The 17,567-nt window shown below is 50.4% G+C and carries 34 protein-coding genes; 33 read left to right on the top strand and 1 reads right to left on the bottom strand.

Annotated elements, in window-relative coordinates:
* The first annotated feature begins 64 nt into the window (after positions 1 to 64).
* The 3 genes from tuf to bfr all read left to right on the top strand — a co-directional run bounded on the left by tuf (position 65) and on the right by bfr (position 2,172).
* On the top strand, positions 65 to 1,249 hold the full coding sequence (tuf, locus tag V1587_RS00880) for an elongation factor Tu (protein WP_023309456.1): 1,185 nt from the start codon (positions 65 to 67) through the stop codon (positions 1,247 to 1,249).
* Between the two features lie 179 nt (positions 1,250 to 1,428).
* Positions 1,429 to 1,623, top strand: a complete 195-nt coding sequence (gene bfd, locus V1587_RS00875; RefSeq protein WP_003863268.1) for a bacterioferritin-associated ferredoxin — start codon at positions 1,429 to 1,431, stop codon at positions 1,621 to 1,623.
* A gap of 72 nt (positions 1,624 to 1,695) precedes the next feature.
* A complete protein-coding gene (gene bfr, locus V1587_RS00870; protein WP_008503492.1) occupies positions 1,696 to 2,172 on the top strand; it encodes a bacterioferritin in 477 nt (158 codons plus the stop codon).
* Here bfr and V1587_RS00865 read toward each other — a convergent pair.
* Entirely contained in the window at positions 2,156 to 2,629 is a 474-nt protein-coding gene (locus V1587_RS00865; RefSeq protein ID WP_371899874.1) for an A24 family peptidase, read from the bottom strand. The genes bfr and V1587_RS00865 overlap by 17 nt on opposite strands.
* Before the next feature lie 380 nt (positions 2,630 to 3,009).
* On the opposite strand from V1587_RS00865, the gene rpsJ reads away from it, so the two are divergent.
* From rpsJ to zntR, 30 genes are all read left to right on the top strand, one after another.
* On the top strand, positions 3,010 to 3,321 hold the full coding sequence (gene rpsJ, locus V1587_RS00860) for a 30S ribosomal protein S10 (RefSeq protein WP_001181005.1): 312 nt from the start codon (positions 3,010 to 3,012) through the stop codon (positions 3,319 to 3,321).
* A 32-nt stretch (positions 3,322 to 3,353) separates the two neighbouring features.
* Positions 3,354 to 3,983 (top strand): 50S ribosomal protein L3, encoded by a 630-nt coding sequence (gene rplC, locus V1587_RS00855; RefSeq protein WP_006178923.1) that lies wholly within the window; start codon positions 3,354 to 3,356, stop codon positions 3,981 to 3,983.
* 10 nt (positions 3,984 to 3,993) lie between these two features.
* Complete coding sequence (rplD, locus tag V1587_RS00850; protein ID WP_000424395.1) at positions 3,994 to 4,599, top strand: 50S ribosomal protein L4; 606 nt, start codon at positions 3,994 to 3,996, stop codon at positions 4,597 to 4,599.
* Positions 4,596 to 4,898, top strand: coding sequence for a 50S ribosomal protein L23 (gene rplW, locus V1587_RS00845; RefSeq protein WP_000617546.1), 303 nt, complete (start codon positions 4,596 to 4,598; stop codon positions 4,896 to 4,898). Before rplD ends, rplW begins: the two co-directional genes overlap by 4 nt.
* A 17-nt stretch (positions 4,899 to 4,915) precedes the next feature.
* The gene (rplB, locus tag V1587_RS00840; protein ID WP_000301859.1) at positions 4,916 to 5,737 is read left to right on the top strand and encodes a 50S ribosomal protein L2; all 822 of its coding nucleotides are present in this window, start codon (positions 4,916 to 4,918) and stop codon (positions 5,735 to 5,737) included.
* Between the two features lie 16 nt (positions 5,738 to 5,753).
* Entirely contained in the window at positions 5,754 to 6,032 is a 279-nt protein-coding gene (rpsS, locus tag V1587_RS00835) for a 30S ribosomal protein S19 (protein ID WP_001138117.1), read from the top strand.
* A 14-nt stretch (positions 6,033 to 6,046) separates the two neighbouring features.
* Positions 6,047 to 6,379, top strand: coding sequence for a 50S ribosomal protein L22 (rplV, locus tag V1587_RS00830; protein ID WP_002919773.1), 333 nt, complete (start codon positions 6,047 to 6,049; stop codon positions 6,377 to 6,379).
* Positions 6,380 to 6,396: 17 nt separating this feature from the next.
* Positions 6,397 to 7,098 (top strand): 30S ribosomal protein S3, encoded by a 702-nt coding sequence (gene rpsC, locus V1587_RS00825; RefSeq protein WP_000529945.1) that lies wholly within the window; start codon positions 6,397 to 6,399, stop codon positions 7,096 to 7,098.
* A gap of 12 nt (positions 7,099 to 7,110) precedes the next feature.
* The gene (gene rplP / locus V1587_RS00820) at positions 7,111 to 7,521 is read left to right on the top strand and encodes a 50S ribosomal protein L16 (protein WP_002919759.1); all 411 of its coding nucleotides are present in this window, start codon (positions 7,111 to 7,113) and stop codon (positions 7,519 to 7,521) included.
* Positions 7,521 to 7,712 (top strand): 50S ribosomal protein L29, encoded by a 192-nt coding sequence (gene rpmC, locus V1587_RS00815; protein WP_003863282.1) that lies wholly within the window; start codon positions 7,521 to 7,523, stop codon positions 7,710 to 7,712. Before rplP ends, rpmC begins: the two co-directional genes overlap by 1 nt.
* A complete protein-coding gene (gene rpsQ / locus V1587_RS00810) occupies positions 7,712 to 7,966 on the top strand; it encodes a 30S ribosomal protein S17 (protein WP_008503489.1) in 255 nt (84 codons plus the stop codon). Before rpmC ends, rpsQ begins: the two co-directional genes overlap by 1 nt.
* 166 nt (positions 7,967 to 8,132) lie before the next feature.
* Positions 8,133 to 8,504: a 50S ribosomal protein L14 gene (gene rplN, locus V1587_RS00805; protein WP_002919748.1), complete on the top strand. Its 372-nt coding sequence runs from the start codon at positions 8,133 to 8,135 to the stop codon at positions 8,502 to 8,504.
* Positions 8,505 to 8,514: 10 nt separating this feature from the next.
* Positions 8,515 to 8,829, top strand: coding sequence for a 50S ribosomal protein L24 (gene rplX / locus V1587_RS00800; protein ID WP_003863287.1), 315 nt, complete (start codon positions 8,515 to 8,517; stop codon positions 8,827 to 8,829).
* Positions 8,830 to 8,843: 14 nt separating this feature from the next.
* A complete protein-coding gene (rplE, locus tag V1587_RS00795; RefSeq protein WP_001096206.1) occupies positions 8,844 to 9,383 on the top strand; it encodes a 50S ribosomal protein L5 in 540 nt (179 codons plus the stop codon).
* Between the two features lie 14 nt (positions 9,384 to 9,397).
* Entirely contained in the window at positions 9,398 to 9,703 is a 306-nt protein-coding gene (gene rpsN / locus V1587_RS00790) for a 30S ribosomal protein S14 (protein WP_003863291.1), read from the top strand.
* 30 nt (positions 9,704 to 9,733) lie between these two features.
* A complete protein-coding gene (gene rpsH, locus V1587_RS00785; protein WP_006178918.1) occupies positions 9,734 to 10,126 on the top strand; it encodes a 30S ribosomal protein S8 in 393 nt (130 codons plus the stop codon).
* A gap of 12 nt (positions 10,127 to 10,138) precedes the next feature.
* Positions 10,139 to 10,672, top strand: coding sequence for a 50S ribosomal protein L6 (gene rplF / locus V1587_RS00780; protein ID WP_003863296.1), 534 nt, complete (start codon positions 10,139 to 10,141; stop codon positions 10,670 to 10,672).
* A gap of 9 nt (positions 10,673 to 10,681) precedes the next feature.
* Positions 10,682 to 11,035, top strand: a complete 354-nt coding sequence (rplR, locus tag V1587_RS00775; protein ID WP_003863297.1) for a 50S ribosomal protein L18 — start codon at positions 10,682 to 10,684, stop codon at positions 11,033 to 11,035.
* 14 nt (positions 11,036 to 11,049) lie between these two features.
* Positions 11,050 to 11,550: a 30S ribosomal protein S5 gene (gene rpsE, locus V1587_RS00770; protein WP_003863299.1), complete on the top strand. Its 501-nt coding sequence runs from the start codon at positions 11,050 to 11,052 to the stop codon at positions 11,548 to 11,550.
* 6 nt (positions 11,551 to 11,556) lie between these two features.
* On the top strand, positions 11,557 to 11,736 hold the full coding sequence (rpmD, locus tag V1587_RS00765) for a 50S ribosomal protein L30 (RefSeq protein ID WP_003863301.1): 180 nt from the start codon (positions 11,557 to 11,559) through the stop codon (positions 11,734 to 11,736).
* 3 nt (positions 11,737 to 11,739) lie between these two features.
* Positions 11,740 to 12,174 carry a 50S ribosomal protein L15 gene (gene rplO / locus V1587_RS00760; RefSeq protein WP_003863304.1) on the top strand — a complete coding sequence of 145 codons (435 nt, stop codon included), beginning with the start codon at positions 11,740 to 11,742 and terminating at the stop codon, positions 12,172 to 12,174.
* Positions 12,175 to 12,181: 7 nt separating this feature from the next.
* On the top strand, positions 12,182 to 13,513 hold the full coding sequence (secY, locus tag V1587_RS00755) for a preprotein translocase subunit SecY (RefSeq protein WP_003863305.1): 1,332 nt from the start codon (positions 12,182 to 12,184) through the stop codon (positions 13,511 to 13,513).
* Positions 13,514 to 13,544: 31 nt separating this feature from the next.
* Positions 13,545 to 13,661: a 50S ribosomal protein L36 gene (rpmJ, locus tag V1587_RS00750; protein WP_000868187.1), complete on the top strand. Its 117-nt coding sequence runs from the start codon at positions 13,545 to 13,547 to the stop codon at positions 13,659 to 13,661.
* A gap of 146 nt (positions 13,662 to 13,807) precedes the next feature.
* A complete protein-coding gene (gene rpsM, locus V1587_RS00745) occupies positions 13,808 to 14,164 on the top strand; it encodes a 30S ribosomal protein S13 (protein ID WP_003863308.1) in 357 nt (118 codons plus the stop codon).
* A 16-nt stretch (positions 14,165 to 14,180) separates the two neighbouring features.
* Complete coding sequence (gene rpsK, locus V1587_RS00740; RefSeq protein WP_003863312.1) at positions 14,181 to 14,570, top strand: 30S ribosomal protein S11; 390 nt, start codon at positions 14,181 to 14,183, stop codon at positions 14,568 to 14,570.
* A gap of 33 nt (positions 14,571 to 14,603) precedes the next feature.
* Complete coding sequence (rpsD, locus tag V1587_RS00735; protein WP_004868345.1) at positions 14,604 to 15,224, top strand: 30S ribosomal protein S4; 621 nt, start codon at positions 14,604 to 14,606, stop codon at positions 15,222 to 15,224.
* Between the two features lie 25 nt (positions 15,225 to 15,249).
* Positions 15,250 to 16,239 carry a DNA-directed RNA polymerase subunit alpha gene (locus V1587_RS00730; RefSeq protein ID WP_002919219.1) on the top strand — a complete coding sequence of 330 codons (990 nt, stop codon included), beginning with the start codon at positions 15,250 to 15,252 and terminating at the stop codon, positions 16,237 to 16,239.
* Positions 16,240 to 16,279: 40 nt separating this feature from the next.
* Complete coding sequence (rplQ, locus tag V1587_RS00725; protein WP_001216368.1) at positions 16,280 to 16,663, top strand: 50S ribosomal protein L17; 384 nt, start codon at positions 16,280 to 16,282, stop codon at positions 16,661 to 16,663.
* Between the two features lie 107 nt (positions 16,664 to 16,770).
* Positions 16,771 to 17,139: a DUF1992 domain-containing protein gene (locus V1587_RS00720; protein WP_371899873.1), complete on the top strand. Its 369-nt coding sequence runs from the start codon at positions 16,771 to 16,773 to the stop codon at positions 17,137 to 17,139.
* Between the two features lie 2 nt (positions 17,140 to 17,141).
* Positions 17,142 to 17,567 (top strand): Zn(2+)-responsive transcriptional regulator, encoded by a 426-nt coding sequence (zntR, locus tag V1587_RS00715; RefSeq protein WP_371899872.1) that lies wholly within the window; start codon positions 17,142 to 17,144, stop codon positions 17,565 to 17,567.

The raw sequence follows: 17,567 nt of genomic DNA, 5'->3' as shown, positions 1-17,567 counted from the left end.
AGGATTAAAACCTAAGTCCCGTGCTCTCTCCACAGGGGAGAGCACTATAGTAAGGAATATAGCCGTGTCTAAAGAAAAATTTGAACGTACAAAACCGCACGTCAACGTTGGTACTATCGGCCACGTTGACCATGGTAAAACTACCCTGACTGCTGCAATCACTACCGTTCTGGCTAAAACCTACGGTGGTTCTGCTCGTGCATTCGACCAGATCGATAACGCACCAGAAGAAAAAGCTCGTGGTATCACCATCAACACTTCTCACGTTGAATATGACACCCCGACTCGTCACTACGCACACGTAGACTGCCCAGGCCACGCCGACTATGTTAAAAACATGATCACCGGTGCTGCGCAGATGGACGGCGCGATCCTGGTTGTTGCTGCGACTGACGGCCCAATGCCTCAGACTCGTGAGCACATCCTGCTGGGTCGTCAGGTAGGCGTTCCTTTCATCATCGTGTTCCTGAACAAATGCGACATGGTTGATGACGAAGAGCTGCTGGAACTGGTAGAGATGGAAGTTCGTGAACTGCTGTCTCAGTACGATTTCCCAGGCGACGATACCCCAATCGTTCGTGGTTCTGCTCTGAAAGCGCTGGAAGGCGACGCAGAGTGGGAAGCGAAAATCATCGAACTGGCTGGCTTCCTGGATTCTTACATCCCAGAACCAGAGCGTGCGATTGACAAGCCATTCCTGCTGCCAATCGAAGACGTATTCTCCATCTCCGGTCGTGGTACTGTTGTTACCGGTCGTGTAGAGCGCGGTATCATCAAAGTTGGCGAAGAAGTTGAAATCGTTGGTATCAAAGAGACTGCTAAGTCTACCTGTACTGGCGTTGAAATGTTCCGCAAACTGCTGGACGAAGGCCGTGCTGGTGAGAACGTTGGTGTTCTGCTGCGTGGTATCAAACGTGAAGAAATCGAACGTGGTCAGGTTCTGGCGAAGCCAGGCTCAATCAAGCCACACACCAAGTTCGAATCTGAAGTGTACATCCTGTCCAAAGACGAAGGCGGCCGTCATACTCCGTTCTTCAAAGGCTACCGTCCACAGTTCTACTTCCGTACAACTGACGTGACCGGTACCATCGAACTGCCAGAAGGCGTTGAGATGGTAATGCCAGGCGACAACATCAAGATGGTTGTGACTCTGATCCACCCAATCGCGATGGACGACGGTCTGCGTTTCGCAATCCGTGAAGGCGGCCGTACCGTTGGCGCGGGCGTTGTTGCTAAAGTTCTGGGCTAATTAATTATCCCCGAATTAAAAAAGGACGCTTCGGCGTCCTTTTTTGTTTTCTGATGCTCAGGTGTTGTCACAAAATTTCGCATTTTTTGCCTGCTCCCGCCCCGCATTCTGGCGATTGTGCTATTGTAATCATAACCATTCTCACTTACACTTTGCGCATAATTTGAACGGGAGTTTCTATGTACGTTTGTTTATGTAATGGTGTAAGCGACAAAAAAATACGTCAGGCCGTTCGCCAGTTTCAGCCCCAGTCATTCCAGCAGCTTCGCAAATTTGTTCCGGTGGGAAATCAATGCGGTAAATGTGTACGTGCTGCGCGAGAGATCATGCAGGACGAACTGATGCAGATCCCGGAATTCAAAGAGATCGCGTAAGCGCCCATCTTTTTTTTGACATCCCTGTAGCCCGATCTACGCTTCAATGAGTGGAAGCGGAGGGACTATATAATGAAAGGTGATGTTAAAATCATAAGTTATCTCAATAAATTATTGGGAAATGAGCTTGTCGCAATCAACCAGTATTTTCTTCACGCGAGAATGTTCAAAAACTGGGGACTCAAACGTTTAAACGACGTTGAGTACCATGAATCTATAGATGAGATGAAACACGCTGATAAATATATCGAGCGTATTTTATTTCTTGAAGGCATTCCAAACCTGCAGGATCTCGGCAAGCTGGGCATCGGAGAAGATGTCGAAGAGATGCTGCGTTCCGACCTCAGGCTGGAACTTGAAGGCGCTAAAGATCTCCGTGAAGCCATTGCCTATGCTGACAGCGTACATGACTACGTCAGCCGCGATATGATGATCCAGATCCTTGCCGATGAAGAAGGGCATATTGACTGGCTGGAAACAGAGCTGGATCTCATTGCCAAAATCGGCCTGCAAAACTATCTTCAGTCACAGATTAAAGTGGAAGAATAAGCAACGTCTTCCAGCCTATGCATAAACCCGCTGCTGCCAGAAATGGCCCAAAAGGCAGCGGGTTTTTTATTGTCTCCTTATCAGGGCGGATGAACGAAAAAACAAGAATGCAAAGAAGCGCCATCAGCGCCGCGAGTAACGCCAGCGCAGGCAGCATGCACCAGCCATGCCAGGCACCAAGAGCCGCCAGGTATTTTACATCGCCATACCCCATCCCTTCACGCCGGCAGATAAACCGATATCCCCAGTAAATAAGGGCAAAACCGACATATCCAGCCATCGCACCCACCACCGCACTTGGCAGAAAATCAGGTTGGATACAGACCTGAAAGAGCAGTCCCGCCCATAACAGCGGGCAGAGAAATTTATCGGGGAGCAGTCCGTAGCGAATATCTGCGCGGACAAGAAAGGCAGTCAGCGAAACATAGACCAGCAAAAAGGGAAGGGTGGTTAACATGGATAAGGCCTCAAAAATGTTTGAGCGCATACTCGTCATAATCGGCCTGACCGGCAATCTACAAAAACGACAATTGCGTAGGGGCTCCAGACAAAGCATTGGGAAGGGATACATTACGTAAAAAGTTGCGTGGCCTTACGCAAACTGCGCCTCTGGCGCTTAATTTCTAAACGGCACTTGCGTCTTGCCCAGATTTACGTATAATGCGGGGGCTTGTCGTAATTGACGGCGGGTTCAATCAGAACCAGAGTAGCTCATTTTGTTACTCAACAATGCTCCCAATTGGGGAGCTACGTAAGAACGGTTACACTCTCCCATCAATCGTAATGGGTTTGAGGAGTAATCATTTTCGTTTATAAAATAATTGGAGCTCTGGTCTCATGCAGAACCAAAGAATCCGTATCCGCCTTAAAGCGTTTGATCATCGTCTGATCGATCAATCAACCGCGGAAATCGTCGAGACTGCTAAGCGCACTGGTGCGCAAGTCCGTGGTCCGATCCCGCTGCCGACCCGCAAAGAGCGCTTCACCGTTCTGATCTCTCCGCACGTCAACAAAGACGCGCGCGATCAGTACGAAATCCGCACTCACAAGCGTCTGGTTGACATCGTTGAGCCAACTGAGAAAACCGTTGATGCTCTGATGCGTCTGGATCTGGCTGCCGGTGTAGACGTGCAGATCAGCCTGGGTTAATCAGGTCATCGAGCGATTGAGAGGTTGATACAATGATTGGTTTAGTCGGTAAAAAAGTGGGCATGACCCGCATCTTCACTGAAGATGGCGTTTCAATCCCAGTAACCGTAATCGAAGTTGAAGCAAACCGCGTTACCCAGGTTAAAGATCTGGCTAACGATGGCTACCGCGCTGTTCAGGTGACCACTGGTGCTAAAAAAGCTAACCGTGTAACCAAACCAGAAGCGGGTCACTTCGCTAAAGCTGGCGTAGAAGCTGGCCGTGGTCTGTGGGAATTCCGTCTTGCTGAAGGCGAAGAGTTCACCGTAGGTCAGGACATTAGCGTTGAGCTGTTTGCTGACGTTAAAAAAGTTGACGTAACCGGTACCTCTAAAGGTAAAGGTTTTGCTGGTACCGTTAAGCGCTGGAACTTCCGTACCCAGGACGCTACCCACGGTAACTCCTTGTCTCACCGCGTTCCGGGTTCTATCGGTCAGAACCAGACTCCGGGCAAAGTGTTCAAAGGCAAGAAAATGGCAGGTCAGCTGGGTAACGAACGTGTAACCGTTCAGAGCCTGGACGTAGTACGTGTTGACGCTGAGCGCAACCTGCTGCTGGTTAAAGGTGCAGTTCCGGGTGCAACCGGTAGCGACCTGATCGTTAAACCAGCTGTGAAGGCGTAAGGGGATAGCAATGGAATTAGTATTGAAAGACGCGCAGAGCGCGCTGACTGTTTCCGAAACTACCTTCGGTCGTGATTTCAACGAAGCGCTGGTTCACCAGGTTGTTGTTGCTTATGCAGCTGGTGCTCGTCAGGGTACTCGTGCTCAGAAGACTCGTGCTGAAGTAACTGGTTCTGGCAAAAAGCCATGGCGCCAGAAAGGTACCGGCCGTGCGCGTTCAGGTTCTATCAAGAGCCCGATCTGGCGTTCAGGTGGCGTGACCTTCGCTGCGCGTCCACAGGACCACAGTCAAAAAGTTAACAAAAAGATGTACCGCGGCGCGCTGAAAAGCATCCTGTCCGAACTGGTACGTCAGGATCGTCTGATCGTTGTCGAGAAGTTCTCTGTAGAAGCGCCTAAAACTAAGCTGCTGGCACAGAAACTGAAAGACATGGCTCTGGAAGATGTGCTGATCATCACCGGTGAGCTGGACGAGAACCTGTTCCTGGCCGCACGTAACCTGCACAAGGTTGACGTACGCGATGCGACTGGTATCGACCCGGTTAGCCTGATCGCCTTCGACAAAGTCGTAATGACTGCTGATGCTGTTAAGCAAGTTGAGGAGATGCTGGCATGATTCGTGAAGAACGTCTGCTGAAGGTGCTTCGCGCACCGCACGTTTCTGAAAAAGCGTCTACTGCGATGGAAAAAACAAACACCATCGTTCTCAAAGTTGCTAAAGACGCGACCAAAGCAGAGATCAAAGCTGCTGTGCAGAAACTGTTTGAAGTCGAAGTCGAAGTCGTTAACACCCTGGTAGTTAAAGGGAAAGTTAAACGTCACGGACAGCGTATCGGTCGTCGTAGCGACTGGAAAAAAGCTTACGTCACCCTGAAAGAAGGCCAGAATCTGGACTTCGTTGGCGGCGCTGAGTAAGTCGGAGGAGTAATACAATGGCAGTTGTTAAATGTAAACCGACATCTCCGGGTCGTCGCCACGTAGTTAAAGTGGTTAACCCTGAGCTGCACAAGGGCAAACCTTTTGCTCCGTTGCTGGAAAAAAACAGCAAATCCGGTGGTCGTAACAACAATGGCCGTATCACCACTCGTCACATCGGTGGTGGCCACAAGCAGGCTTATCGTATTGTTGACTTCAAACGCAACAAAGACGGTATCCCAGCAGTTGTTGAACGTCTTGAGTACGATCCGAACCGTTCCGCGAACATCGCGCTGGTTCTGTACAAAGACGGCGAACGCCGTTACATCCTGGCCCCTAAAGGCCTGAAAGCTGGCGACCAGATTCAGTCTGGCGTTGATGCTGCAATCAAAGCAGGCAACACCCTGCCGATGCGCAATATCCCGGTTGGTTCTACCGTTCATAACGTAGAAATGAAACCAGGTAAAGGCGGTCAGCTGGCACGTTCCGCTGGTACTTACGTTCAGATCGTTGCTCGTGATGGTGCTTATGTCACCCTGCGTCTGCGTTCTGGTGAAATGCGTAAAGTAGAAGCAGACTGCCGCGCTACTCTGGGCGAAGTTGGCAATGCTGAGCATATGCTGCGCGTTCTGGGTAAAGCAGGTGCTGCACGCTGGCGTGGTGTTCGTCCTACCGTTCGCGGTACTGCGATGAACCCAGTCGACCACCCACATGGTGGTGGTGAAGGTCGTAACTTTGGTAAGCACCCGGTAACTCCGTGGGGCGTTCAGACCAAAGGTAAGAAGACCCGCAGCAACAAGCGTACTGATAAATTTATCGTACGTCGCCGTAGCAAATAATTTTAGAGGATAAGCCATGCCACGTTCTCTCAAGAAAGGTCCTTTTATTGACCTGCACTTGCTGAAGAAGGTAGAGAAAGCGGTGGAAAGCGGAGACAAGAAGCCCCTGCGCACTTGGTCCCGTCGTTCAACGATCTTTCCTAACATGATCGGTTTGACCATCGCTGTCCATAATGGTCGTCAGCACGTTCCAGTCTTTGTTACCGACGAAATGGTTGGTCACAAACTGGGTGAATTCGCACCGACTCGTACTTATCGCGGCCACGCTGCTGATAAAAAAGCGAAGAAGAAATAAGGTAGGAGGAAGAGATGGAAACTTTAGCTCAACATCGCCATGCTCGTTCTTCTGCTCAGAAGGTTCGCCTTGTTGCTGACCTGATTCGCGGTAAGAAAGTGTCGCAGGCCCTGGACATCCTGACCTATACCAACAAGAAAGCTGCGGTATTGGTCAAGAAAGTACTGGAATCTGCCATTGCTAACGCTGAACACAACGATGGCGCTGACATCGACGATCTGAAAGTCGCGAAAATTTTCGTAGATGAAGGCCCAAGCATGAAGCGCATTATGCCGCGTGCGAAAGGTCGTGCAGATCGCATCCTGAAGCGCACCAGCCACATTACTGTGGTTGTGTCCGATCGCTGAGACTCTGGAGACTAGCAATGGGTCAGAAAGTACATCCTAATGGTATTCGCCTGGGTATTGTAAAACCATGGAACTCTACCTGGTTTGCGAACACCAAAGAATTCGCTGACAACCTGGACAGCGATTTTAAAGTACGTCAGTACCTGACTAAGGAACTGGCTAAAGCGTCTGTATCTCGTATCGTTATCGAGCGTCCAGCGAAGAGCATCCGTGTGACTATTCACACTGCTCGTCCTGGCATCGTTATCGGTAAGAAAGGCGAAGACGTAGAAAAACTGCGCAAGGTCGTAGCGGATATCGCTGGCGTTCCTGCACAGATCAATATCGCTGAAGTTCGTAAGCCTGAACTGGACGCTAAATTGGTTGCTGACAGCATCACTTCACAGCTGGAACGTCGTGTTATGTTCCGTCGTGCTATGAAGCGTGCTGTACAGAACGCAATGCGTCTGGGCGCTAAAGGTATCAAAGTTGAAGTTAGCGGCCGTCTGGGCGGCGCGGAAATCGCACGTACCGAATGGTACCGTGAAGGTCGCGTACCGCTGCACACTCTGCGTGCTGACATCGACTACAACACCTCTGAAGCGCACACCACTTACGGTGTAATCGGCGTTAAGGTATGGATCTTCAAAGGTGAGATCCTGGGTGGTATGGCTGCTGTTGAACAACCGGAAAAACCGGCTGCTCAACCTAAAAAGCAGCAGCGTAAAGGCCGTAAATAAGGAGCGTCGCTGATGTTACAACCAAAGCGTACAAAATTCCGTAAAGTGCACAAAGGCCGCAACCGTGGTCTGGCGCAGGGTACGGATGTTAGCTTCGGCACTTTCGGTCTGAAAGCTGTTGGCCGTGGTCGTCTGACTGCACGTCAGATCGAAGCAGCACGTCGTGCAATGACCCGTGCAGTTAAGCGTCAAGGTAAGATCTGGATCCGTGTATTCCCGGACAAACCGATCACCGAGAAGCCGCTGGAAGTTCGTATGGGTAAAGGTAAAGGTAACGTGGAGTACTGGGTTGCCTTGATCCAACCGGGCAAAGTCCTGTATGAAATGGACGGTGTTCCGGAAGAGCTGGCCCGTGAAGCCTTCGGCCTGGCAGCAGCGAAACTGCCTATCAAAACCACCTTTGTAACTAAGACGGTGATGTAATGAAAGCAAAAGAGCTGCGTGAAAAAAGCGTTGAAGAGCTGAACGCTGAGCTGCTGAACCTGCTGCGTGAGCAGTTCAACCTGCGTATGCAGGCTGCAAGTGGCCAGCTGCAACAGACTCACCTGCTGAAGCAAGTGCGTCGCAATGTTGCACGCGTTAAGACTTTACTGACTCAGAAGGCGGGTGCGTAATGACCGATAAAATCCGTACTCTGCAAGGTCGTGTTGTTAGCGACAAAATGGAGAAATCCATTGTTGTAGCTATCGAACGTATTGTGAAACACCCGATCTACGGTAAATTCATCAAGCGTACGACCAAACTGCACGTACATGACGAGAACAACGAATGTGGTATCGGCGACAAGGTTGAAATCCGTGAATGCCGTCCACTGTCCAAGACTAAGTCCTGGACGCTGGTTCGCGTTGTAGAGAAAGCGGTTCTGTAATACAGTACGCCTTCTCAATACGAATAAACGGCTCAGCGATGAGCCGTTTATTTTTTCTACCCATATTGCAGAAGCGGTGTTATAATGCCGCGCCCTCGATATGGGGCTTTTTAACGGCTCTGATTTTAGAGTCTCAGGTAGTAGTTGACATTAGCGGAGCACTAAAATGATCCAAGAACAGACTATGCTGAACGTCGCCGACAACTCCGGTGCACGTCGCGTAATGTGTATCAAGGTTCTGGGTGGCTCGCACCGTCGCTACGCAGGCGTAGGCGACATCATCAAGATCACCATCAAGGAAGCAATTCCACGTGGTAAGGTCAAAAAAGGTGATGTGCTGAAGGCGGTAGTGGTGCGCACCAAGAAGGGTGTTCGTCGCCCTGACGGTTCTGTCATTCGCTTCGATGGTAATGCATGCGTTATTTTAAACAATAACAGCGAGCAGCCTATCGGCACGCGTATCTTTGGGCCGGTAACTCGTGAACTTCGTACTGAGAAGTTCATGAAAATTATCTCTCTGGCACCAGAAGTACTCTAAGGAGCGAATCATGGCAGCGAAAATCCGTCGTGATGACGAAGTTATCGTGTTAACCGGTAAAGATAAAGGTAAACGCGGTAAAGTAAAAAATGTTCTGTCTTCCGGCAAACTTGTCGTTGAAGGTATCAACCTGGTTAAGAAACATCAGAAGCCGGTTCCGGCCCTGAACCAACCAGGTGGCATCGTTGAAAAAGAAGCTGCTATTCAGGTTTCTAACGTTGCAATCTTCAATGCGGCTACCGGCAAGGCTGACCGTGTAGGCTTTAGATTCGAAGACGGCAAAAAAGTCCGTTTCTTCAAGTCTAACAGCGAAACTATCAAGTAATTTGGAGTAGTACGATGGCGAAACTGCATGATTACTACAAAGACGAAGTAGTTAACAAACTCATGACTGAGTTTAACTACAATTCTGTCATGCAAGTCCCTCGGGTCGAGAAGATCACCCTGAACATGGGTGTTGGTGAAGCGATCGCTGACAAGAAACTGCTGGATAATGCAGCAGCTGACCTGACAGCAATCTCCGGTCAAAAACCGCTGATCACCAAAGCACGCAAATCTGTTGCAGGCTTCAAAATCCGTCAGGGCTATCCGATCGGCTGTAAAGTAACTCTGCGTGGCGAACGCATGTGGGAGTTCTTTGAGCGCCTGATCACTATTGCTGTTCCACGTATCCGTGACTTCCGTGGCTTGTCCGCTAAGTCTTTCGACGGTCGTGGTAACTACAGCATGGGTGTCCGTGAGCAGATCATCTTCCCAGAAATCGACTACGATAAAGTCGACCGCGTGCGTGGTTTGGATATTACCATTACCACTACTGCGAAATCTGACGAAGAAGGCCGTGCTCTGCTGGCTGCCTTTGACTTCCCGTTCCGCAAGTAAGGTAGGGTTACTGAATGGCTAAGCAATCAATGAAAGCACGCGAAGTAAAGCGCGTAGCTTTAGCTGATAAATTCTTCGCTAAACGCGCTGAACTGAAAGCGATCATTTCTGATGTGAACGCTTCCGACGAAGATCGTTGGAATGCGGTTCTCAAGCTGCAGTCTCTGCCGCGTGATTCCAGCCCGTCTCGTCAGCGTAACCGCTGTCGTCAAACAGGTCGTCCACATGGTTATGTGGGCAAGTTTGGGTTGAGCCGTATCAAACTGCGTGAAGCCGCTATGCGCGGTGAAGTGCCAGGCTTGAAAAAGGCTAGCTGGTAATTACCAATTGAATCACGGGAGTAAAGACAGATGAGCATGCAAGATCCGATCGCGGATATGCTGACCCGTATCCGTAACGGTCAGGCCGCGAACAAAGTTGCGGTCACCATGCCTTCCGCCAAGCTGAAAGTGGCAATTGCCAACGTGCTGAAGGAAGAAGGTTTTATCGAAGATTTTAAAGTTGAAGGCGACACCAAGCCGGAACTGGAACTTACTCTCAAGTATTTCCAGGGTAAAGCTGTTGTAGAAAGCATTCAGCGTGTCAGCCGCCCAGGCCTGCGCATCTATAAGAAAAAAGATGAGCTGCCAAAAGTTATGGCTGGTCTTGGTATCGCAGTTGTTTCTACCTCTAAAGGTGTTATGACTGATCGTGCAGCGCGCCAGGCTGGTCTTGGTGGCGAAATTATCTGCTACGTAGCCTAATCGGAGGAAAGAATGTCTCGTGTTGCTAAAGCACCGGTCGTTATTCCTGCCGGCGTTGATGTAAAAATCGACGGTCAGGTTATTACGATCAAAGGTAAAAACGGCGAGCTGACTCGTACCCTCAACAAAGCTGTTGAAGTTAAACATGCAGATAACGCTCTGACCTTCGGTCCACGTGATGGTTTCGTGGATGGATGGGCTCAGGCTGGTACCGCGCGTGCCCTGCTGAACTCAATGGTTGTTGGTGTTACCGAAGGCTTCACTAAAAAGCTTCAGCTGGTTGGTGTAGGTTATCGTGCAGCTATCAAAGGGAATGCAGTAGGCCTGTCACTGGGCTTCTCACACCCTGTTGAGCATCCGCTGCCGGCCGGTATCACTGCAGAATGCCCGACTCAAACTGAAATCGTGCTGAAAGGCGCTGATAAACAGCTGATCGGTCAGGTTGCAGCAGATCTGCGCGCCTACCGTCGTCCTGAGCCTTACAAAGGCAAGGGTGTTCGTTACGCCGACGAAGTCGTGCGTACCAAAGAGGCTAAGAAGAAGTAAGGTAACACTATGGATAAGAAATCTGCTCGTATCCGTCGTGCGACCCGCGCACGCCGCAAGCTCAAAGAGCTGGGTGCAACTCGCCTGGTGGTACATCGTACCCCGCGTCATATTTACGCACAGGTAATTGCACCGAACGGTTCTGAAGTTCTGGTAGCTGCTTCTACTGTAGAAAAAGCTATCTCAGAACAATTGAAGTACACCGGTAACAAAGACGCCGCTGCAGCTGTAGGTAAAGCTGTTGCTGAACGCGCTCTGGAAAAAGGCATCAGCAATGTTTCCTTTGACCGTTCCGGGTTCCAATATCATGGTCGTGTCCAGGCACTGGCAGATGCTGCCCGTGAAGCTGGCCTTCAGTTCTAAGGTAGAGGTGTAAGATGGCTCACATCGAAAAACAGGCTGGCGAACTGCAGGAAAAGCTGATCGCGGTAAACCGCGTATCTAAAACCGTTAAAGGTGGTCGTATTTTCTCCTTCACAGCTCTGACTGTAGTAGGCGATGGTAACGGTCGCGTTGGTTTTGGTTACGGTAAAGCGCGTGAAGTTCCAGCAGCGATCCAGAAAGCGATGGAAAAAGCCCGTCGCAATATGATTAACGTCGCGCTGAACAACGGCACCCTGCAGCACCCAGTTAAAGGTGTTCACACGGGTTCTCGTGTATTCATGCAGCCAGCTTCAGAAGGTACCGGTATCATCGCCGGTGGTGCAATGCGCGCCGTTCTGGAAGTTGCTGGGGTTCATAACGTTCTGGCCAAAGCATATGGTTCCACCAACCCGATCAACGTGGTTCGTGCAACTATTGATGGCCTGGAAAATATGAATTCTCCAGAAATGGTCGCTGCCAAGCGTGGTAAATCCGTTGAAGAAATTCTGGGGTAATTGACCATGGCAAAGACTATTAAAATCACTCAAACCCGCAGTGCAATCGGTCGTCTGCCGAAACACAAGGCAACGCTGCTTGGCCTGGGTCTGCGTCGTATTGGTCATACCGTTGAGCGCGAGGATACTCCTGCTGTTCGTGGTATGGTCAACGCGGTTTACTTCATGGTTAAAGTTGAGGAGTAAGAGATGCGTTTAAATACTCTGTCTCCGGCCGAAGGCTCTAAAAAGGCGGGTAAACGCCTGGGTCGTGGTATCGGTTCTGGCCTCGGCAAAACCGGTGGTCGTGGTCACAAAGGTCAGAACTCTCGTTCTGGCGGTGGCGTACGTCGCGGTTTCGAGGGTGGCCAGATGCCACTGTACCGTCGTCTGCCGAAGTTCGGCTTCACCTCTCGCAAAGCAGCGATCACAGCGGAAATCCGTCTGTCTGACCTGGCGAAAGTTGAAGGCGGCGTTGTAGACCTGAACACGCTGAAAGCAGCAAACATTATCGGTATCCAGATCGAGTTCGCGAAAGTGATCCTGGCTGGTGAAGTTTCTACTCCGGTAACTGTTCGTGGCCTGCGTGTTACTAAAGGTGCTCGTGCTGCTATCGAAGCTGCTGGCGGTAAAATTGAGGAATAAGTAGCAGATGGCTAAGCAACCGGGATTAGATTTTCAAAGTGCCAAAGGTGGATTTGGCGAGCTGAAACGCAGACTGCTGTTTGTTATCGGCGCGCTGATTGTGTTCCGTATTGGCTCTTTTATTCCGATCCCTGGTATCGATGCCGCTGTACTTGCCAAACTGCTTGAGCAACAGCGAGGCACCATCATTGAAATGTTCAACATGTTCTCTGGTGGTGCTCTCAGCCGTGCTTCTATCTTTGCATTGGGTATTATGCCGTACATTTCGGCATCTATTATTATCCAGCTGCTGACGGTCGTTCATCCGGCCCTGGCAGAGTTGAAGAAAGAAGGGGAGTCTGGACGTCGTAAGATTAGTCAGTACACCCGTTACGGTACTCTGGTGCTGGCAATATTCCAGTCGATCGGTATTGCTACCGGTCTGCCGAATATGCCTGGTATGCAGGGCCTGGTGTTAAACCCGGGCTTTGCATTCTACTTCACCGCTGTTGTAAGTCTGGTCACAGGGACTATGTTCCTGATGTGGCTCGGCGAACAGATTACTGAGCGTGGTATCGGAAACGGTATCTCAATCATTATCTTTGCCGGTATTGTTGCGGGCCTCCCGCCAGCCATCGCCCATACTATCGAGCAAGCGCGTCAAGGCGACCTGCACTTCCTCCTGTTGCTGTTGGTTGCAGTATTAGTATTTGCAGTGACGTTCTTTGTTGTCTTCGTTGAACGTGGTCAACGCCGCATTGTGGTGAACTACGCGAAACGTCAGCAGGGTCGTCGTGTCTATGCTGCACAGAGCACACATTTACCGCTGAAAGTGAACATGGCGGGGGTTATCCCGGCTATCTTCGCTTCCAGTATTATTCTGTTCCCGGCAACCATCGCGTCATGGTTCGGGGGCGGTACTGGTTGGAACTGGCTGACAACAATTTCGCTGTATTTGCAGCCTGGGCAACCACTTTATGTGTTACTCTATGCGTCTGCGATCATCTTCTTCTGTTTCTTCTACACGGCGTTGGTCTTCAACCCGCGTGAAACAGCAGATAACCTGAAGAAGTCCGGTGCATTTGTACCAGGAATTCGTCCGGGAGAGCAAACGGCGAAGTATATCGATAAAGTAATGACTCGCCTGACTTTGGTTGGTGCGCTTTATATTACTTTTATCTGCCTGATCCCGGAGTTCATGCGTGATGCAATGAAAGTACCGTTCTACTTCGGTGGGACCTCACTGCTTATCGTTGTTGTCGTGATTATGGACTTTATGGCTCAAGTGCAAACTCTGATGATGTCCAGTCAGTATGAGTCTGCATTGAAGAAGGCGAACCTGAAAGGCTACGGCCGCTAAATGGTCGCCTGAGAAGTTACGGAGAGTAAAAATGAAAGTTCGTGCTTCCGTCAAGAAATTATGCCGTAACTGCAAAATCGTTAAGCGTGATGGTGTCATCCGTGTGATTTGCAGTGCCGAGCCGAAGCATAAACAGCGCCAAGGCTGATTATTTCGCATATTTTTCTTGCAAAGTTGGGTTGAGCTGGCTAGATTAGCCAGCCAATCTTTTGTATGTCTGTACGTTTCCATTTGAGTATCCTGAAAACGGGCTTTTCAGCATGGTGCGTACATATTAAATAGTAGGAGTGCATAGTGGCCCGTATAGCAGGCATTAACATTCCTGATCAGAAACATGCTGTGATCGCATTAACTTCGATCTACGGCGTCGGCAAGACCCGTTCTAAAGCCATTCTGGCTGCAGCGGGTATCGCTGAAGATGTTAAGATCAGTGAGCTGTCTGAAGAACAAATCGACACGCTGCGTGACGAAGTTGCCAAATTTGTCGTTGAAGGTGATCTGCGCCGTGAAATCAGCATGAGCATCAAGCGCCTGATGGATCTTGGTTGCTATCGCGGTTTGCGTCATCGTCGTGGTCTGCCAGTGCGCGGTCAGCGTACTAAGACCAACGCACGTACCCGTAAGGGTCCGCGCAAACCGATCAAGAAATAATCGGGGTGATTGAATAATGGCAAAGGCACCAGTTCGTGCACGTAAACGTGTAAGAAAACAAGTCTCTGACGGCGTGGCTCATATCCATGCTTCTTTCAACAACACCATCGTTACTATTACTGATCGTCAGGGTAACGCATTGGGTTGGGCAACAGCCGGTGGTTCCGGTTTCCGTGGTTCTCGCAAATCCACTCCGTTCGCAGCTCAGGTTGCAGCAGAGCGTTGCGCAGAAGCCGTAAAAGAATACGGCATCAAGAATCTGGAAGTTATGGTTAAAGGTCCGGGTCCGGGTCGTGAATCTACTGTTCGCGCTCTGAACGCCGCTGGTTTCCGCATCACGAATATTACTGATGTGACTCCGATCCCTCATAACGGTTGTCGTCCGCCGAAAAAACGTCGCGTATAACGCTCCGTTTTTTAGGTTAGTTGGAGATAGAAAATGGCAAGATATTTGGGTCCTAAGCTCAAGCTGAGCCGTCGTGAGGGCACCGACTTATTCCTTAAGTCTGGCGTTCGCGCGATCGATACCAAGTGTAAAATTGAACAAGCTCCTGGCCAGCACGGTGCGCGTAAACCGCGTCTGTCTGACTATGGTGTGCAGTTGCGTGAAAAGCAAAAAGTTCGCCGTATGTACGGTGTGCTGGAGCGTCAGTTCCGTAACTACTATAAAGAAGCAGCACGTCTGAAAGGCAACACAGGTGAAAACCTGCTGGCTCTGCTGGAAGGTCGTCTGGACAACGTTGTATACCGTATGGGCTTCGGCGCTACTCGTGCTGAATCACGTCAGCTGGTTAGCCACAAAGCAATCATGGTAAACGGTCGTGTTGTTAACATCGCTTCTTATCAGGTTAAAGCGAATGACGTTGTTAGCATTCGTGAGAAAGCGAAAAAGCAATCTCGCGTGAAGGCCGCTCTGGAGCTGGCTGAGCAGCGTGAAAAGCCAACCTGGCTGGAAGTTGATGCTGGCAAGATGGAAGGTACGTTCAAGCGTCAGCCAGAACGTTCTGATCTGTCTGCGGACATTAACGAACACCTGATCGTCGAGCTTTACTCCAAGTAAAGCTTAGTACCAAAGAGAGGACACAATGCAGGGTTCTGTGACAGAGTTTCTAAAACCGCGCCTGGTAGATATCGAGCAAGTGAGTTCGACGCACGCCAAGGTGACCCTTGAGCCTTTAGAGCGTGGCTTTGGCCATACTCTGGGTAACGCACTGCGCCGTATTCTGCTCTCATCGATGCCGGGTTGCGCGGTGACCGAGGTTGAGATTGATGGTGTACTTCATGAGTACAGCACCAAAGAAGGCGTTCAGGAAGATATCCTTGAAATCCTGCTCAACCTGAAAGGGCTGGCGGTGAGAGTTCAGGGTAAAGATGAAGTTATTCTTACTCTGAATAAATCTGGCATTGGCCCTGTGACTGCAGCCGACATCACCCACGACGGTGATGTTGAAATCGTCAAGCCGCAGCACGTGATCTGCCACCTGACCGATGAGAACGCAGCTATTAGCATGCGTATCAAAGTTCAGCGCGGTCGTGGTTATGTGCCGGCTTCTGCCCGAATTCATTCGGAAGAAGATGAGCGCCCAATCGGCCGTCTGCTGGTCGACGCATGCTACAGCCCTGTAGAGCGTATTGCCTACAATGTTGAAGCAGCGCGTGTAGAACAGCGTACCGACCTGGACAAGCTGGTCATCGAAATGGAAACCAATGGCACAATCGATCCTGAAGAGGCGATTCGTCGTGCGGCGACCATCCTGGCAGAACAACTGGAAGCTTTCGTTGACTTACGTGATGTACGTCAGCCGGAAGTGAAAGAAGAGAAACCAGAATTCGATCCGATCCTGCTGCGCCCTGTTGACGATCTCGAATTGACTGTCCGCTCTGCTAACTGCCTCAAGGCAGAAGCTATCCACTATATCGGTGATCTGGTACAGCGTACCGAGGTTGAGTTGCTGAAAACGCCGAACCTGGGTAAAAAATCTCTTACTGAGATTAAAGACGTGCTGGCTTCACGTGGTCTGTCTCTGGGCATGCGCCTGGAAAACTGGCCACCGGCAAGCATTGCTGACGAGTAACCGGATCACAGGTTAAGGTTTTACTGAGAAGGATAAGGTCATGCGCCATCGTAAGAGTGGTCGTCAACTGAACCGCAACAGCAGCCATCGCCAGGCTATGTTCCGCAACATGGCAGGTTCACTGGTTCGTCATGAGATCATCAAGACGACCCTGCCTAAAGCGAAAGAGCTGCGTCGCGTAGTTGAGCCGCTGATTACTCTTGCCAAGACTGACAGCGTTGCTAATCGTCGTCTGGCATTCGCCCGTACTCGTGATAACGAGATCGTGGCAAAACTGTTTAACGAACTGGGCCCGCGTTTCGCGAGCCGTGCCGGTGGTTACACTCGCATTCTGAAGTGTGGTTTCCGTGCAGGCGACAACGCGCCGATGGCTTACATCGAGCTGGTTGATCGTTCAGAGAAAGCAGAAGCTGCTGCAGAGTAATCTGCAGTAACGTAAAAAAACCCGCTCCGGCGGGTTTTTTTATATCCGCGATATCCCCACTTCTCTACAATGTCTGTATCAATTCTGTTCATCCCCTGGAGCTGGTAATGTGGTTGCTTGACCAGTGGGCAGAACGCCATATTCGCGATGCCCAAAAAAAAGGCGAGTTCGACGATCTTCCGGGTAGCGGCGAACCTCTTGTGCTTGACGATGATTCGCACATCGCGCCTGAACTACGGGCTGGATACCGTTTACTGAAAAACGCGGGCTGTCTCCCTCCGGAGCTCGAACAGCGCAGAGAGGCTGTTGAACTGGCCGATCTTCTCAAAGGGATCCGCCATGACGATCCGCGACATTCTGAACTTAGCCGCCGCCTCACCCTGCTTGAACTCAAGCTGCGCCAGGCAGGAATGAACACTGACTTTCTGCATGGTGAATACGGGGAAAGCTTGTTGCGGAAAATAAACGAGGAGTAGCTATGTACCGTATTGGTGAGCTTGCGAAGCTTGCGAACGTCACACCGGATACCATCCGATATTACGAAAAGCAGCAGATGATCGATCATGAAGTTCGGACTGAAGGAGGCTTTCGTCTTTATACCGATAACGATTTGCAGCGCCTGCGGTTTATTCGTTATGCACGTCAGCTCGGCTTCACGCTGGATTCGATCCGCGAGTTATTATCGATCCGTATCGATCCGGAACATCATACCTGCCAGGAATCTAAAAGCATTGTGAAGGCCCGGCTGGATGAAGTGGAAGCACGCATTCAGGAACTGCAAACCATGCAGCGCTCTCTGCAAAGGCTGAATGATGCCTGCTGCGGTACGGCCCACAGCAGCATTTACTGTTCAATTCTCGAAGCCCTTGAACAGGGAGCGAGTGGAGAAACACAGGGCTGTTGA

The organism is Enterobacter sp. ECC-249 (genome assembly GCF_043965265.1).
GTDB classification, from domain to species: domain Bacteria; phylum Pseudomonadota; class Gammaproteobacteria; order Enterobacterales; family Enterobacteriaceae; genus Enterobacter; species Enterobacter quasiroggenkampii.
Note: the sequence above shows the minus strand (reverse complement) of the source record. Positions and strands in the feature narration are given on the sequence as shown.

What these genes read in the sequence shown, in the direction of transcription:
- bfd (WP_003863268.1), top strand. Translation starts at nt 1,429, where the DNA reads ATGTACGTTTGTTTATGTAATGGTGTAAGCGACAAAAAAATACGTCAG.
- bfr (WP_008503492.1), top strand. Translation starts at nt 1,696, where the DNA reads ATGAAAGGTGATGTTAAAATCATAAGTTATCTCAATAAATTATTGGGA.
- V1587_RS00865 (WP_371899874.1), bottom strand. Translation starts at nt 2,629, where the DNA reads ATGTTAACCACCCTTCCCTTTTTGCTGGTCTATGTTTCGCTGACTGCC.
- rpsJ (WP_001181005.1), top strand. Translation starts at nt 3,010, where the DNA reads ATGCAGAACCAAAGAATCCGTATCCGCCTTAAAGCGTTTGATCATCGT.
- rplC (WP_006178923.1), top strand. Translation starts at nt 3,354, where the DNA reads ATGATTGGTTTAGTCGGTAAAAAAGTGGGCATGACCCGCATCTTCACT.
- rplD (WP_000424395.1), top strand. Translation starts at nt 3,994, where the DNA reads ATGGAATTAGTATTGAAAGACGCGCAGAGCGCGCTGACTGTTTCCGAA.
- rplW (WP_000617546.1), top strand. Translation starts at nt 4,596, where the DNA reads ATGATTCGTGAAGAACGTCTGCTGAAGGTGCTTCGCGCACCGCACGTT.
- rplB (WP_000301859.1), top strand. Translation starts at nt 4,916, where the DNA reads ATGGCAGTTGTTAAATGTAAACCGACATCTCCGGGTCGTCGCCACGTA.
- rpsS (WP_001138117.1), top strand. Translation starts at nt 5,754, where the DNA reads ATGCCACGTTCTCTCAAGAAAGGTCCTTTTATTGACCTGCACTTGCTG.
- rplV (WP_002919773.1), top strand. Translation starts at nt 6,047, where the DNA reads ATGGAAACTTTAGCTCAACATCGCCATGCTCGTTCTTCTGCTCAGAAG.
- rpsC (WP_000529945.1), top strand. Translation starts at nt 6,397, where the DNA reads ATGGGTCAGAAAGTACATCCTAATGGTATTCGCCTGGGTATTGTAAAA.
- rplP (WP_002919759.1), top strand. Translation starts at nt 7,111, where the DNA reads ATGTTACAACCAAAGCGTACAAAATTCCGTAAAGTGCACAAAGGCCGC.
- rpmC (WP_003863282.1), top strand. Translation starts at nt 7,521, where the DNA reads ATGAAAGCAAAAGAGCTGCGTGAAAAAAGCGTTGAAGAGCTGAACGCT.
- rpsQ (WP_008503489.1), top strand. Translation starts at nt 7,712, where the DNA reads ATGACCGATAAAATCCGTACTCTGCAAGGTCGTGTTGTTAGCGACAAA.
- rplN (WP_002919748.1), top strand. Translation starts at nt 8,133, where the DNA reads ATGATCCAAGAACAGACTATGCTGAACGTCGCCGACAACTCCGGTGCA.
- rplX (WP_003863287.1), top strand. Translation starts at nt 8,515, where the DNA reads ATGGCAGCGAAAATCCGTCGTGATGACGAAGTTATCGTGTTAACCGGT.
- rplE (WP_001096206.1), top strand. Translation starts at nt 8,844, where the DNA reads ATGGCGAAACTGCATGATTACTACAAAGACGAAGTAGTTAACAAACTC.
- rpsN (WP_003863291.1), top strand. Translation starts at nt 9,398, where the DNA reads ATGGCTAAGCAATCAATGAAAGCACGCGAAGTAAAGCGCGTAGCTTTA.
- rpsH (WP_006178918.1), top strand. Translation starts at nt 9,734, where the DNA reads ATGAGCATGCAAGATCCGATCGCGGATATGCTGACCCGTATCCGTAAC.
- rplF (WP_003863296.1), top strand. Translation starts at nt 10,139, where the DNA reads ATGTCTCGTGTTGCTAAAGCACCGGTCGTTATTCCTGCCGGCGTTGAT.
- rplR (WP_003863297.1), top strand. Translation starts at nt 10,682, where the DNA reads ATGGATAAGAAATCTGCTCGTATCCGTCGTGCGACCCGCGCACGCCGC.
- rpsE (WP_003863299.1), top strand. Translation starts at nt 11,050, where the DNA reads ATGGCTCACATCGAAAAACAGGCTGGCGAACTGCAGGAAAAGCTGATC.
- rpmD (WP_003863301.1), top strand. Translation starts at nt 11,557, where the DNA reads ATGGCAAAGACTATTAAAATCACTCAAACCCGCAGTGCAATCGGTCGT.
- rplO (WP_003863304.1), top strand. Translation starts at nt 11,740, where the DNA reads ATGCGTTTAAATACTCTGTCTCCGGCCGAAGGCTCTAAAAAGGCGGGT.
- secY (WP_003863305.1), top strand. Translation starts at nt 12,182, where the DNA reads ATGGCTAAGCAACCGGGATTAGATTTTCAAAGTGCCAAAGGTGGATTT.
- rpmJ (WP_000868187.1), top strand. Translation starts at nt 13,545, where the DNA reads ATGAAAGTTCGTGCTTCCGTCAAGAAATTATGCCGTAACTGCAAAATC.
- rpsK (WP_003863312.1), top strand. Translation starts at nt 14,181, where the DNA reads ATGGCAAAGGCACCAGTTCGTGCACGTAAACGTGTAAGAAAACAAGTC.
- rpsD (WP_004868345.1), top strand. Translation starts at nt 14,604, where the DNA reads ATGGCAAGATATTTGGGTCCTAAGCTCAAGCTGAGCCGTCGTGAGGGC.
- V1587_RS00730 (WP_002919219.1), top strand. Translation starts at nt 15,250, where the DNA reads ATGCAGGGTTCTGTGACAGAGTTTCTAAAACCGCGCCTGGTAGATATC.
- rplQ (WP_001216368.1), top strand. Translation starts at nt 16,280, where the DNA reads ATGCGCCATCGTAAGAGTGGTCGTCAACTGAACCGCAACAGCAGCCAT.
- V1587_RS00720 (WP_371899873.1), top strand. Translation starts at nt 16,771, where the DNA reads ATGTGGTTGCTTGACCAGTGGGCAGAACGCCATATTCGCGATGCCCAA.
- zntR (WP_371899872.1), top strand. Translation starts at nt 17,142, where the DNA reads ATGTACCGTATTGGTGAGCTTGCGAAGCTTGCGAACGTCACACCGGAT.